Source organism: Aestuariimicrobium soli, from assembly GCF_051192575.1.
GTDB lineage: Bacteria > Actinomycetota > Actinomycetes > Propionibacteriales > Propionibacteriaceae > Aestuariimicrobium > Aestuariimicrobium soli.
Genome location: NZ_JBPJSQ010000004.1, coordinates 81,377 through 93,553 on the forward strand (window position 1 = coordinate 81,377; position 12,177 = coordinate 93,553).

Consider the following 12,177-nt stretch of genomic DNA (forward strand, 5'->3'; position numbering starts at 1 on the left):
GGCAAAATCCAGGGGGTTCACCACGAGTCCGGACAGGCCCAGCCATGGGAACCGGTCGGGCAGAGGAGCATCAATGATCCAGCAGGAGTCGCGGCTGAAGGTCGCCGACAACACTGGTGCCAAGGAACTCTTGTGCATCCGTGTTCTCGGTGGGTCGAAGCGCCGTTACGCCGGCCTGGGGGACACCATCGTGTGCAGCGTCAAGGACGCGATCCCCGGCGGCAACGTCAAGAAGGGCGATGTGGTCAAGGCCGTCATCGTCCGCACCGTCAAGGAAGCCCGTCGCGTCGACGGCTCCTACATCAAGTTCGACGAGAACGCGGCGGTCATCCTGAAGAACGACGGGGAGCCCCGCGGCACCCGTATCTTCGGCCCCGTCGCCCGTGAGCTGCGCGAGAAGAAGTTCATGCGCATCGTCTCGCTGGCCCCGGAGGTGATCTGAATGAAGTCGCTCCACGTGAAGAAGGGTGACCGCGTCAAGGTCATCGCCGGCAAGGACCGCGGCACCATCGGCGAGATCATCGCCGTCGACATCGAGCGTCAGCGCGTCACCGTGCAGGGCGTGAACATCGTCAAGCGCCACCTGCGCGACCAGGCCACCGCGTCGGGTCAGCAGACCAAGGGCGGGATCATCTCGTCCGAGGCACCGATCCACGTCTCGAACGTGCAGCTGGTCGTCGGCTCCGGTGCCGATGCCCAGGTCTCGCGCGTCGGCTACAAGCGCGAAGAGGTGACCAAGCGTCGTGCAGACGGCTCGGAGTACACCACTTTCCGCTCGGTGCGCTACCTGAAGAAGGAAGAGTCGGCCAAGGCTGACAAGCCCGCCAAGACCGCGAAGAAGGAGGCCGGCAAGTGACCACCGAGACCGCTCAGGCCACCCGCGAGCTGCCCCGCCTGAAGAAGAAGTACCGCGAGACCATCGCGCCCGCTCTTCACCAGGAGTTCGAGTACCCCAACGTCATGCAGATCCCCGGTCTGACCAAGATCGTGGTGAACATGGGTGTCGGTGAGGCCGCTCGCGACTCGAAGATCATGGACGGTGCCATCAAGGACCTGACCGCCATCACCGGTCAGAAGCCCCAGGTCACCAAGGCCCGCAAGTCGATCGCCCAGTTCAAGCTGCGTGAGGGCCAGCCCATCGGCTGCCACGTCACGCTGCGCGGCGACCGCATGTGGGAGTTCGCCGACCGGCTGCTGTCGCTGGCTCTGCCCCGCATCCGCGACTTCCGCGGCCTGAACTCCAACCAGTTCGATGGTCAGGGCAACTTCACCTTCGGTCTCAACGAGCAGGTCATGTTCCTCGAGATCGACCAGGACAAGATCGACCGCACCCGCGGCATGGACATCACCTTCGTCACCACGGCGAAGACCGATGCCGAGGGTCGTGCGCTGCTCAAGCACCTCGGCTTCCCCTTCAAGGAAGTTGACGACCCCAAGAAGACCGGCCCCAAGCGCGGCAAGGCCTTCTACTCCAAGAAGAAGAAGTGAGCTGAGGTACTGACATGGCAAAGACCGCTCTGAAGGTCAAGCAGTCGCGCAAGCCCAAGTTCGCCGTGCGTGCGTACACCCGTTGCACCAAGTGTGGACGGCCCAAGGCCGTCTTCCGCAAGTTCGGGCTGTGCCGCGTATGCGTCCGCGAGCTCGCGCACCGTGGGGAACTCCCCGGCGTCATCAAGTCCTCCTGGTGAGTGACCCCACCTTCCACATCTGAGCGCCACAGGTCCTCGTCCGAGTGCGGACGTGTGAAACCGGGGCGAGAAAGAGGCTGAACAGCCATGACCATGACTGATCCCATCGCAGACATGCTGACGCGTCTGCGCAACGCCAATCAGGCGTACCACGACACGACCAGCATGCCCAGCTCGAAGATCAAGGTGGGTATCGCCGAGATCCTGAAGGCCGAGGGTTACATCGCTGACTTCGCAGTCGAGGATCCCACCGAGGGTGAGGTCGGCAAGACGCTGACCCTGACCCTCAAGTACGGCGACACCCGTCAGCGTTCCATCGCTGGCGTGCGTCGCATCAGCAAGCCCGGTCTGCGGGTCTACGCCAAGTCGGGCAACCTTCCCAAGGTGCTCGGTGGACTCGGCGTGGCCATCATCTCGACCTCGCAGGGCCTGCTGACCGATCGACAGGCACACGAGAAGTCCGTGGGCGGCGAAGTCCTCGCCTTCGTGTGGTGACCGGACGAGTCTGAGGAGGAGAAGAAAACAATGTCGCGTATTGGCAGGCTCCCGATCACCGTTCCGTCCGGTGTCGAGGTGAGCATTGATGGCCAGGCCGTCGAGGTGAAGGGTCCCAAGGGAACCCTGAACCACGTCGTCGCCCAGCCGATCACGATCGGAAAGAATGACGAGGGCCAGATCGAGGTCGCTCGTCCCAACGACGAGCGGCTGTCGAAGTCGCTCCATGGCCTGACCCGGACCCTGGTGAACAACATGGTCACCGGTGTCACCGAGGGCTACGAGAAGAAGCTCGAGATCGTCGGCGTGGGTTACCGCGTGATCTCGAAGGGCCCCAAGCAGCTCGAGTTCGCGCTCGGCTTCTCGCACCCGGTGATCGTCGATGCCCCCGAGGGCATCACGTTCGTCGTCGAGAACAACACCAAGTTCTCGGTGCAGGGCATCGACAAGCAGGTCGTCGGTGAGGTTGCGGCCAACATCCGCAAGATCCGCAAGCCCGAGCCCTACAAGGGCAAGGGCGTGCGTTACGCCGGCGAGCACGTGCGCCGCAAGGTCGGAAAGGCTGGTAAGTGATCATGGCTCTCTCGTTTGGTCCCCGCAAGGGAATGGCGAGCCGCGCTGCCTCGCGTCTGCGTCGTCAGGCTCGTGGCCGCAAGAAGATCTACGGGTCGCACGAGCGTCCCCGCCTGGTCGTGACCCGCTCTGCGCGCCACATCGGTGCGCAGGTCATCGACGACGTCGATGGTCGCACCCTGGCCAGCGCCTCCACCATGGAGGCCGACCTGCGCCAGGTGACCGGAGACAAGTCGGCGAAGGCCGCCAAGGTGGGTCAGCTGATCGCTGAGCGCGCCAAGGCTGCCGGTGTCGAGAACGTGGTCATGGACCGCGCTGGCAACAAGTACCACGGTCGGATCGCGGCGCTCGCTGATGCAGCGCGCGAAGCCGGTCTGGGACTCTGACGGACGAAAGGAACAGCGATGAGTGGAACTCAGCGCCGCGGTGGCGGCGCAGCTGGTGAGCAGCAGCAGCGTCGCGGCCGGGACGACCGTCGTGGCGGCCAGCAGCAGCGTGAAGAGAAGAGCCAGTACCTGGAGCGCGTCGTCGCCATCAACCGTGTGGCGAAGGTCGTGCAGGGTGGCCGTCGCTTCAGCTTCACCGCCCTCGTGGTGGTCGGCGATGGCGAAGGCACCGTGGGTGTCGGCTACGGCAAGGCCAAGGAGGTGCCCGCGGCGATCGCCAAGGGTGTCGAGGAGGCCAAGAAGCACTTCTTCCAGGTGCCGCTGATCCAGCGCACCATCCCGCACCCCGTGCAGGGCGAGAAGGCGGCCGGCGTGGTCATGCTGCGCCCGGCTTCCCCGGGTACCGGCGTCATCGCCGGTGGCTCGGCCCGCGCCGTGCTGGAGTGCGCCGGCGTGCACGACGTGCTCGCCAAGTCGCTCGGTTCGGCGAACGCCATCAACGTGGTGCACGCCACCGTTGCGGCGCTCAAGGAACTCGAGACGCCCGAGGCCGTGGCCAAGCGCCGTGGCAAGGCCGTCGAGGACGTGGCCCCCGCAGCTCTGCTGAAGGCGGCCAAGGCGGAGGTGACTCACTGATGGCACGGCTCAAGGTGACCCAGACCAAGTCTGGCGTGAACCGCAAGCAGAACCAGCGCGAGACCCTGCGCACGCTCGGTCTCAAGCGAATTGGCGACGTGGTGGTGAAGGAGGACCGTCCCGAGATCCGCGGGATGGTCAAGTCCGTCGCTCACCTGGTCGTCGTGGAAGAGGTGGAATGACATGGCGTTGAAGGTTCATCACCTGCGCCCCGCCCCGGGCGCCAAGACCGCCAAGACCCGCGTGGGTCGTGGTGAGGGCTCCAAGGGCAAGACCGCCGGTCGCGGTACCAAGGGCACCGGCGCTCGCAAGAACACCCCCGAGTACTTCGAGGGTGGCCAGATGCCGCTGCACATGCGCATGCCGAAGCTCAAGGGCTTCAAGAACCCGTTCCGCGTGGAGTATCAGGTCGTGAACCTGGCCAAGCTGGGCGAGCTCTTCCCCTCGGGTGGCGACGTGACCGTCGAGGCCCTGGTCGAGAAGGGCGCCGTGCGCGCTGGACACCTGGTCAAGGTGCTCGGCAACGGCGACCTGAGCGTCAAGCTGAACGTCTCGGTTGATGCCTTCTCGGCATCGGCCAAGCAGAAGATCGAGGCCGCTGGCGGCACCGCCACCGAGCTCTGATCCTCACTCGACGTCGACAACGGCGGTTCCTCTGCGGAGGGGCCGCCGTTGTTGCGTTCCTGCCCGCCGGCTCCCGTCCCCGGTCAGGAGTCTCCGTTGGTCGAGTAGCGAGCGAAGCGTCTGTGTCGAGACCGTGGGTGGGTGTCGGGTGGTGATCTCGACACGTCGCTCGTTCCTCGCTCCTACTCGATCAGCGGGGGTGGGGAGATCCGCCGCTGCAGTGTGTGCAGAATCCGTCGGTTAGCGGGGTGACACCGCCTGAACCTGAAGGTCACGACTGGGACACAATGGGCGTGCTGATGGTGGCGCGCCGGCTTGTCGACGCTACGTTTGACCCAATCCGTGGCGAAGGCGCTTCGGACAGTTCTGTGGAGGGACATCGATGACCACTCTCAACCGACGCACCCTGTTGGGTGCTTCCGCCGCCGGCATCTCGGCGGTCGCTCTCACCGCCTGTGGCGGCGGCTCGGGCGCTGGCCCGGGTGGAGGCAGCACCGGCGGTAGCGGTGACAAGACCGCCGACTACATGAAGGCCGAGGGCAACAACTTCGGTGGCTCGATCAGCTGGGGCTCCTGGGCCAACCCGGGCGAGGCCAAGCGCTTCAACGAGTACGCCGCGAGCTTCAAGCAGAAGTACGGCACCGACGTGAAGTTCCAGGTGGTCTCGGGCGACTACGCCTCGAAGATCCAGACCCAGCTCGTCGGCAACTCGGCCCCTGACGTCTTCTACGTCGGTGACAACATGATGGCCAAGCTCGTCGAGAACAACGCCATCGTCGAGATCGGCGAGTACATGAAGTCGGACGCCTCGCGTTCGAAGTTCGACCAGCACCTCACCAACCTGATGGACTGGTGCCAGCCCAAGGGTGACGGCAAGTACTACGGCGTGACCGTGGACTGCAACCCGGCCACCTTCTGGTTCAACAAGGACCTGCTGGATGAGGTCGGTTTCGGTGACGATCCCGCGAAGCGCTTCGAGGACGGCAAGTGGGACCAGGCCGCCGTCGACGAGCTGTTCACCAAGGTGACGGCCAAGGGCAAGAAGGCCCACGTGCTCGAGTCGGGCTACGGCCACTGGCTGTCGTGGATGACCACCTTCGGTGGCAAGCCCTTCGCCGACAACGGCGACGCCCAGATCGACCAGGACGACGCCTGCATGAAGGCGCTGGAGTGGATGTGGGGTCACCTCGGCAAGGGCACCATGACCTACGGTGGTTCGCTGCCCAAGGGCCAGGGCGTCGACGCCCTGTTCTACGCCAAGCAGCTCGCGACCATCCCTTACGGCCGCTGGATCCTGCCGAACCTCAAGGAACTGAAGTTCAACTACGACATCGCTCCCTACCCGACCATGGCCGGCAACGAGATCCTGCCGACCGTCGTGTACGTGGCGGCCATGGGCGTCAACGCCAAGGCGAAGAACGTCGATCTGGCCAAGGCCTTCACCGCGATCTACTGCGGTGTCGAGGGTGAGAAGGCTCGTCTGTCGGGTGGCGGCAACGCCGTGCCGGCCGTGAAGGGCCTCGAGACCCTGGTGGAGGAGGACAACCCGCCGCTGCCCGCTCACGCGAAGACCTTCAACGAGCTGGCCGCCAAGGGCTACGCCATCCCGCTGAAGATCGCCAACAACGCGGTCGTGGCTTCGAACCTCGGCACCGTCGTCGACAAGTGGATCAAGGCCAAGGTGTCGGCTGCAGACTTCGGCAAGAAGCTGACCAGCTACATCAACACCGGCAAGGAATGATCCGACGCCGTTCGTGGTGTTGATGACCACGAGCCGAGAAATGTGACCTACTGGGGGCGAGGGGTTCCTCGTCCCCAGTAGTGTCACGCCTGACACAACAGAAGGAGGTGCGTTGCGATGACGGAACGTCCCCAACCGAACGGCGAGGTCGAGGGTGTGCAGCCCGCGGCCGCGGACGCGGTGACCGAGACCGTCGCGACGATCACGAAGCCCGGCGGCTCAGGTTCTGACCTGCAGCAACGCGTGGAGCAGTCGGCCGACGAGACCCACCGCAGGGCGCTGCGCAAGCGCCGCATGCGCGACAACATTCATGGCTACGCCTTCATGGCGCCGCAACTGGTGGGCCTGTTGGCCTTCATGATCGGCCCGCTGGTGTTCGCCATCGTCCTGGCCTTCATGAAGTGGGACGGGTTCGGCAACCGCACGTGGGTCGGCCTCGACAACTTCGTGACCGTCTTCCAGAACGAGCAGTACCGCAAGTCGGCCCTGAACACCCTGTGGTTCACGGCCCTGCAGGTGCCCACCCTGATGATCTCGGCGTTCATCTTCGGCCTGCTGCTGCAGCGCACGGGCCCGATGAAGAACGTCTACCGCACGGCCTTCTTCGCCCCGCAGGTGACCGCCACCGTGGCGGTCTCGGTGGTGTGGCTGTGGCTGCTGAACCCCGAGATCTCGCCCCTGACCGCCGGCCTGCGCAAGATCGGCTGGTCGGCACCGCCCGACTGGCTGAACGACCCGACCTTCGTGATTCCGGCCGTCGTGCTGGTGTCGGTCTGGCAGGGCCTGGGTTACCAGGTGGTCATGTTCATGGCCGGTCTCGAGAACGTGCCGGCGTCGATGTACGAGGCGGCCTCGATCGACGGCGCCTCGGAGCTGCAGAAGATGTTCCGCATCACCCTGCCGCTGATCTCGCCGACCATCCTGTTCCTGTCGATCACCTCGATCATCGGCTCGTTCCAGGTGTTCGACTACATCTACGTGTTCTTCGACACGACCGCCCCGGCCTACGGCCGCACGATCGTGTACGAGATCGTGCAGGTGGCCTTCCGTGAGTTCAACTTCGGCGTCGGTGCCGCGTTGGCGCTGCTCTTGTTCATCTCGCTGCTGATCCTCACCGGCCTGCAGCTGATCGCTCAGAAGAAGTGGGTGTTCTACACAGAATGAGTACCGCAGTCGAGACCCGAACCCAGACTCCCAGCGACCGGCCCGTCCAGGCCCGTCGACTCAGCCGAGCCTGGAAGAACCCCGCCCTCTGGATCATCCAGATCATCATGGCCGTCGCCAGCGTCTTCATGGCGCTGCCCTTCCTGTGGATGCTGTTCTCGTCGGTCAAGCCGCTCGACGAGATCTTCGAGCAGCCGCCGAAGCTGCTGCCCAAGGGCATGCCGTGGAACTGGAAGTGGGACAATTACTCCGCCGCCTTCGAGCAGGCCTCGGCCGGTGGGCAGTGGTGGAACTCCGGCTTCCCGCTGGCGTTCTGGAACAGCTTCTACATCGCCTCGCTGGTCACGGTGGGCACGCTGCTCACCAGCGCCATGGCCGCGTATGCGTTCGCCCGCATCCGCTTCTTCGGCCGGGGCTTCTGGTTCATGCTGTTCCTGGCCACCATGATGGTGCCGGCCCAGCTGACCATCATCCCGCTGTTCATCATCATGGGTGAGCTCAAGTGGGTGAACACGCACCTGCCGCTGATCATCCCGCCCATCCTGTTCAACGCCTTCGGGGTGTTCCTGCTGCGTCAGTACGTGCGTGGCATCCCCGTGGAGTTGGAGGAGGCGGCCCAGATCGACGGGGCGTCCCGGTTCCGCATCTTCACCCAGATGATCCTGCCGCTGTTGAAGTCGCCCATGGTGGCGCTCGGCATCTTCACGTTCCTGGGGCAGTGGAACAACTTCTTCTACCCGTTGATCTTCCTGAACGATTCCGACAAGTTCACCCTGCCGCTGGTGGTCAACCAGTTCAAGGGTGCCTACTCGTCGAACTGGACCGGCATCATGGCTGCGGCGACCCTGTCGGCGCTGCCCCTGCTGATCGTGTTCATCTTCGCTCAGCGTCAGATCGTCGAGGGCATCGCGCTCTCGGGTTCGAAGACCTGATCGGGGGATCCACCCTCCGGACGACAACGGGGGCCGCACTCATCACGAGTGCGGCCCCCGTTGTCGTCCCCCATCGAAAGCGCGCGTCACACCGCTCAGGAAGCGCCCAGCACGGTGGCGACGACCTCGTCCCAGTCGCGCGCGATCGCGGTGGGCGGCTCCACCGTGGAGGTCCAGGAGCGACCGCGCCCGAACCAGATCTGCCCGATGCCGGCGGCGCGGGCACCCGCCACGTCGGACTCGGCCGAGTCGCCCACCATCCAGTCGTCCGACGACAACGGACGACCGACCCGCTCCGCGGCGATCCGGAAGAGGGCGGGGTCGGGCTTCTCGACGCCCTCGGCCCCACTGATCACCCAGGCGTCGACCAACGGTGCGAGGCCCAGACGCTCGATCTTGGCGGTCTGCTGCTGGGCCGTGCCGTTCGAGACGATCACGATGGGCCACCCGGCATCGCGGAGGCGGCGCAGCGCGCGCTCGGCGCCCTCGACCAGCCCCAGCCGTTCGACGATCCCGGCCCGGAAGGCGGCCAGCACACCGGCCGAGGTGGCCTCGTCCAGATCGAGCAGGGCGGTGATGTCGTCAATCGTGTCCTGCTTGCGGCCCAGGCCCTCGCGGTCGGCGGCCACCATGGCGTCGATCAGCCCCGGGTCGGCGCCGCGCTCGGCGAGGTAGTCCACCGCCCAGCCACGGAAGGCCGCGTTGCGGTCGGCGAGGGTGTTGTCGAGGTCAACGTAGAAGGTCGGCACGTCCGGAGCCTATCGAGTGCCCTCGCCGACCCTGGGGGCAGGCCGAGCCCCGGCGGCAGTCAGAGTGCCGCCGTGATGTCGGTCACCCGGTCTTTGGCGTCGCCGAACAACATCACCGTGTTCTCGCGGAAGAACAGCGGGTTCTGCACCCCGGCGTATCCGGCGTTCATCGAGCGTTTGAACACCACCACGGTCTCGGCCTTCCACACCTCCAGCACCGGCATGCCGGCGATGGGGGAGTCCGGCTCGTCCAACGCCGCCGGGTTGACCGTGTCGTTGGCGCCGATCACCAGCACCACGTCGGTCTCGGGCAGGTCGTCATTGATCTCGTCCATCTCGAGCACGATGTCGTAGGGCACCTTCGCCTCGGCGAGCAGCACGTTCATGTGCCCGGGCAGTCGCCCGGCCACGGGATGGATGCCGAAACGCACCCTCACCCCGCGCGCCTGCAGTTGCCGGGTGAGCTCCGCCACGGGGTACTGCGCCTGCGCCACCGCCATGCCGTACCCGGGGGTGATCACCACCGACTCGGCGTCCCGCAGCAGGGCGGCCACGTCGGCGGCCGACACCTCCCGATGCTCGCCGTAGTCGCGGTCGTCCGCCGCCACGGGGGCACCCTCACCGAACCCACCCAGGATGACCGACACGAACGAGCGGTTCATCGCCTTGCACATCAGGTAGCTGAGGATCGCACCGGATGACCCCACCAGCGCTCCCGTGACGATCAGCAGGTCGTTGCCGAGCATGAATCCGGCCGCGGCGGCCGCCCACCCCGACCAGGAGTTGAGCATCGAGACCACCACGGGCATGTCGCCCCCGCCGATGGAGGCCACCATGTGCCAGCCGAGCGCGAACCCCAGCAGGGTCACCAACACGAGTGGGACGAGCCCGAGCCCGTGAGGGGCCACGGCCAGCCAGGCGATGGCGGCGATGGCCAGCACGAACGCAGCGAGGTTCAACCAGGTGCGCGCGGGCAGCATCAGCGGACGGCCCGACAGCCGCCCCGAGAGTTTCCCGAAGGCGACGATCGAGCCGGTGAAGGTGTAGGCGCCGATCAGCACGCCCACGCCGACCTCGATGAGGTGCGCGAGGTCGGTGCCGCCCCCACCGGACGCGCCCGCACCAGCCGCCGGTGCGTCCAGGAACGAGCCGAAGCCGACCAGCACGGCCGCCAGACCCACGAACGAGTGCAGCAGCGCGATCAGCTGCGGCATGCCGGTCATCTGCACCCGCAGGGCCAGCCACAACCCGATGGCCGACCCGACCAGCATGGGCACCGCCAGCAGCACGAACGTGAGCACCCACCCACGCTCGGAGTGGGTCAGCGCGAACGCGACCGTGGCCACCCCGGCCAGGGTCATGCCGGTCATGCCGGCGAGGTTGCCCAGCTTGGCCGTCTCGTGGCGACTCAGCCCCGCCAAGGCCAGGATGAACAGCAGCGCGGCAATGATGAACGCCGTCTGCACCAGCGACTGCGAGGTCACTTCGCGACCTCCTTGGCCGCACGTGGCTCGACCACCGGACTCGAGGCGTGCCCCGCGCGGAACATGTTCAGCATCTTGCGGGTGACGATGAACCCGCCAGCGACGTTGATCGAGGCCAGCAGGATGGCCGCCATGGCCACGATCGTCACGGCCCAGGTCGACGACCCCACCTGCAGCAGGGCGCCGACCATGATGATGCCCGAGATGGCATTGGTCTCGGCCATCAGCGGGGTGTGCAGCGCGTGGGAGACGTTCGAGATCACGTAGAACCCGCAGACGACGGCCAGCATCAGCACCATCCAGTGGCCGAGCAGCCCCACCGGCGAGAACGAGCCGACCAGCGCGAACACCACCAGCAGCAGCCCAGCGCCGTAGAGCGTGCGCCGCCGTCGGCGGCTCACCACCTCGGCCGGGTCGAGAGGTGGGGACGCGGCCACCGCTGGGCTGGAGGGCACGCTGGGGGCGGCCGACACCTGCACCGGTGGCGGCGGCCACAGCACCTCGTCCGCGTGGCAGACGGTCATCGACCGCAGCACGGGGTCGTCCAGGTCGACGACGAGAGCGCCGTCCTTGGCGGGGGTGAGCAGTTTCATCAGGTTGACGAGGTTGGTGCCGACCAGCTCGGAGGCCTGCCGCGGCAGCCTGGCCGCGAGGTCGGTGATGCCGACGATGGTCACCTGGTTGTCGGTGACGACCACCTCGTCGGCGCGGGTGCGCGAGGTGTTGCCCCCCGTCGAGGCCGCCAGGTCGACCACCACGCTGCCCGGTCGCATCGCCGCCAGCATCTCGTCGGTGAGCAGCACCGGGGCCGCCTTCCCGCGCACCTGCGCGGTGGTGATCACGATGTCGGCTCGCGCCGACTCGGCGGCGTACATGCGGGCTGCCACGGCCGCCTGGTCGGCGCTCATCTCCCGGGCGTACCCGTCGGCCGAGACCTCGGAGTCGACCGCATCGACCAGGACGAAGTCCGCGCCCATCGACTCGATCTGCTCGGCCACCTCGGGGCGCACGTCGAAGGCCCGCACCCGCGCCCCCAGCGAGCCGGCCGTGCCGATCGCCGCCAGCCCGGCCACGCCTGCCCCGACCACGAAGACATTCGCGGGCGGCACCTTGCCCGCCGCGGTCACCTGACCCGTGAACACGCCGCCGAACTGCTCGGCCGCCTCGATGACCGCCCGGTAACCCGCCAGGTTCGCCATCGACGAGAGCACGTCCAGCGACTGGGCGCGCGAGATGCGCGGCACCGCGTCGAGCGACATCGCCGTCACGCCCCGCTCGGCCAGGGCCCGGACGAGGTCGGGTCGTCCGGCCGGATCCAGCGACGACACCAGCACCGCTCCCGGCCGCAGCATGGTCACCTGCTCGGCGGTGGGCGGGTCGACCGAGAAGACCACGTCGGCGGCCCAGACGGTGGCGGCATCGGCCAGCCGGGCACCCGCGGCCTCGTAGGCGGCATCGGGGAAGGCCGCGCTGCTGCCAGCACCCCGTTCGACGACGACCTCGTGGCCGAGCTTCTGCAGGGCCGTGGTGGTGGTGGGGGTCGCGGACACCCGGGTCTGCGCGGGTCGCACCTCGCGCGGAATGCCGATCAGCATGGACTGCCTCCTCACCCCCCGACCCTAGTGGGGAGGGGATCGGCGGCGGGGGAGGGGGGTGACGAACGGGCCGCCTCCCCAGGTGGGGAGACGGCCCGTTGTGCTGAACG

General features: G+C 66.8%; 16 protein-coding genes. 13 read left to right on the plus strand and 3 right to left on the minus strand.

The window, feature by feature from the left end:
• Positions 1-73: 73 nt before the first annotated feature.
• The 13 genes from rplN to ACSDQ9_RS06515 all read left to right on the plus strand — a co-directional run bounded on the left by rplN (position 74) and on the right by ACSDQ9_RS06515 (position 8,239).
• Positions 74-442, plus strand: a complete 369-nt coding sequence (gene rplN, locus ACSDQ9_RS06455) for a 50S ribosomal protein L14 (RefSeq protein WP_435145125.1) — start codon at positions 74-76, stop codon at positions 440-442.
• Positions 443-856 (plus strand): 50S ribosomal protein L24, encoded by a 414-nt coding sequence (rplX, locus tag ACSDQ9_RS06460; RefSeq protein ID WP_435145128.1) that lies wholly within the window; start codon positions 443-445, stop codon positions 854-856. It begins immediately after the preceding gene.
• A complete protein-coding gene (gene rplE / locus ACSDQ9_RS06465) occupies positions 853-1,488 on the plus strand; it encodes a 50S ribosomal protein L5 (protein WP_435145131.1) in 636 nt (211 codons plus the stop codon). The genes rplX and rplE overlap by 4 nt, the downstream gene beginning before the upstream one ends.
• A gap of 14 nt (positions 1,489-1,502) precedes the next feature.
• On the plus strand, positions 1,503-1,688 hold the full coding sequence (locus tag ACSDQ9_RS06470) for a type Z 30S ribosomal protein S14 (RefSeq protein ID WP_435145134.1): 186 nt from the start codon (positions 1,503-1,505) through the stop codon (positions 1,686-1,688).
• Between the two features lie 87 nt (positions 1,689-1,775).
• Positions 1,776-2,183 carry a 30S ribosomal protein S8 gene (gene rpsH / locus ACSDQ9_RS06475; RefSeq protein ID WP_435145136.1) on the plus strand — a complete coding sequence of 136 codons (408 nt, stop codon included), beginning with the start codon at positions 1,776-1,778 and terminating at the stop codon, positions 2,181-2,183.
• Between the two features lie 30 nt (positions 2,184-2,213).
• Positions 2,214-2,756 carry a 50S ribosomal protein L6 gene (gene rplF, locus ACSDQ9_RS06480; protein ID WP_435145138.1) on the plus strand — a complete coding sequence of 181 codons (543 nt, stop codon included), beginning with the start codon at positions 2,214-2,216 and terminating at the stop codon, positions 2,754-2,756.
• Positions 2,757-2,758: 2 nt separating this feature from the next.
• A complete protein-coding gene (gene rplR, locus ACSDQ9_RS06485; RefSeq protein WP_435145141.1) occupies positions 2,759-3,142 on the plus strand; it encodes a 50S ribosomal protein L18 in 384 nt (127 codons plus the stop codon).
• Between the two features lie 18 nt (positions 3,143-3,160).
• The gene (rpsE, locus tag ACSDQ9_RS06490) at positions 3,161-3,778 is read left to right on the plus strand and encodes a 30S ribosomal protein S5 (protein ID WP_435145144.1); all 618 of its coding nucleotides are present in this window, start codon (positions 3,161-3,163) and stop codon (positions 3,776-3,778) included.
• On the plus strand, positions 3,778-3,960 hold the full coding sequence (gene rpmD, locus ACSDQ9_RS06495; RefSeq protein ID WP_022910659.1) for a 50S ribosomal protein L30: 183 nt from the start codon (positions 3,778-3,780) through the stop codon (positions 3,958-3,960). Before rpsE ends, rpmD begins: the two co-directional genes overlap by 1 nt.
• A 1-nt stretch (position 3,961) precedes the next feature.
• Positions 3,962-4,402, plus strand: a complete 441-nt coding sequence (gene rplO / locus ACSDQ9_RS06500) for a 50S ribosomal protein L15 (RefSeq protein ID WP_435145147.1) — start codon at positions 3,962-3,964, stop codon at positions 4,400-4,402.
• Positions 4,403-4,784: 382 nt separating this feature from the next.
• Positions 4,785-6,143 (plus strand): type 2 periplasmic-binding domain-containing protein, encoded by a 1,359-nt coding sequence (locus tag ACSDQ9_RS06505; RefSeq protein ID WP_435145150.1) that lies wholly within the window; start codon positions 4,785-4,787, stop codon positions 6,141-6,143.
• Positions 6,144-6,260: 117 nt separating this feature from the next.
• Positions 6,261-7,307: a carbohydrate ABC transporter permease gene (locus ACSDQ9_RS06510; RefSeq protein WP_435145153.1), complete on the plus strand. Its 1,047-nt coding sequence runs from the start codon at positions 6,261-6,263 to the stop codon at positions 7,305-7,307.
• Positions 7,304-8,239: a carbohydrate ABC transporter permease gene (locus ACSDQ9_RS06515; RefSeq protein WP_435145156.1), complete on the plus strand. Its 936-nt coding sequence runs from the start codon at positions 7,304-7,306 to the stop codon at positions 8,237-8,239. Before ACSDQ9_RS06510 ends, ACSDQ9_RS06515 begins: the two co-directional genes overlap by 4 nt.
• Before the next feature lie 95 nt (positions 8,240-8,334).
• Here the strand turns inward: ACSDQ9_RS06515 and ACSDQ9_RS06520 are convergent, their stop codons facing one another.
• Genes ACSDQ9_RS06520 through ACSDQ9_RS06530 form a run of 3 tightly spaced genes read right to left on the minus strand, consistent with a single transcriptional unit; the run spans position 8,335 to position 12,067 of the window.
• The gene (locus ACSDQ9_RS06520; protein WP_435145158.1) at positions 8,335-8,988 is read right to left on the minus strand and encodes an HAD family hydrolase; all 654 of its coding nucleotides are present in this window, start codon (positions 8,986-8,988) and stop codon (positions 8,335-8,337) included.
• A gap of 59 nt (positions 8,989-9,047) precedes the next feature.
• Positions 9,048-10,472, minus strand: coding sequence for a Re/Si-specific NAD(P)(+) transhydrogenase subunit beta (gene pntB, locus ACSDQ9_RS06525; RefSeq protein ID WP_435145161.1), 1,425 nt, complete (start codon positions 10,470-10,472; stop codon positions 9,048-9,050).
• Positions 10,469-12,067, minus strand: a complete 1,599-nt coding sequence (locus tag ACSDQ9_RS06530) for a Re/Si-specific NAD(P)(+) transhydrogenase subunit alpha (RefSeq protein WP_435145263.1) — start codon at positions 12,065-12,067, stop codon at positions 10,469-10,471. The genes pntB and ACSDQ9_RS06530 overlap by 4 nt, the downstream gene beginning before the upstream one ends.
• Positions 12,068-12,177 lie beyond the last annotated feature (110 nt).

Excerpts from the sequence above, each read along its gene's own strand:
- rplN (WP_435145125.1), top strand. The coding sequence starts at position 74 with ATGATCCAGCAGGAGTCGCGGCTGAAGGTCGCCGACAACACTGGTGCC.
- ACSDQ9_RS06515 (WP_435145156.1), top strand. The coding sequence starts at position 7,304 with ATGAGTACCGCAGTCGAGACCCGAACCCAGACTCCCAGCGACCGGCCC.
- rpsE (WP_435145144.1), top strand. The coding sequence starts at position 3,161 with ATGAGTGGAACTCAGCGCCGCGGTGGCGGCGCAGCTGGTGAGCAGCAG.
- rpsH (WP_435145136.1), top strand. The coding sequence starts at position 1,776 with ATGACCATGACTGATCCCATCGCAGACATGCTGACGCGTCTGCGCAAC.
- rplF (WP_435145138.1), top strand. The coding sequence starts at position 2,214 with ATGTCGCGTATTGGCAGGCTCCCGATCACCGTTCCGTCCGGTGTCGAG.
- rplX (WP_435145128.1), top strand. The coding sequence starts at position 443 with ATGAAGTCGCTCCACGTGAAGAAGGGTGACCGCGTCAAGGTCATCGCC.
- ACSDQ9_RS06530 (WP_435145263.1), bottom strand. The coding sequence starts at position 12,067 with ATGCTGATCGGCATTCCGCGCGAGGTGCGACCCGCGCAGACCCGGGTG.
- rplR (WP_435145141.1), top strand. The coding sequence starts at position 2,759 with ATGGCTCTCTCGTTTGGTCCCCGCAAGGGAATGGCGAGCCGCGCTGCC.
- ACSDQ9_RS06470 (WP_435145134.1), top strand. The coding sequence starts at position 1,503 with ATGGCAAAGACCGCTCTGAAGGTCAAGCAGTCGCGCAAGCCCAAGTTC.
- rplO (WP_435145147.1), top strand. The coding sequence starts at position 3,962 with ATGGCGTTGAAGGTTCATCACCTGCGCCCCGCCCCGGGCGCCAAGACC.
- ACSDQ9_RS06510 (WP_435145153.1), top strand. The coding sequence starts at position 6,261 with ATGACGGAACGTCCCCAACCGAACGGCGAGGTCGAGGGTGTGCAGCCC.
- rpmD (WP_022910659.1), top strand. The coding sequence starts at position 3,778 with ATGGCACGGCTCAAGGTGACCCAGACCAAGTCTGGCGTGAACCGCAAG.
- ACSDQ9_RS06505 (WP_435145150.1), top strand. The coding sequence starts at position 4,785 with ATGACCACTCTCAACCGACGCACCCTGTTGGGTGCTTCCGCCGCCGGC.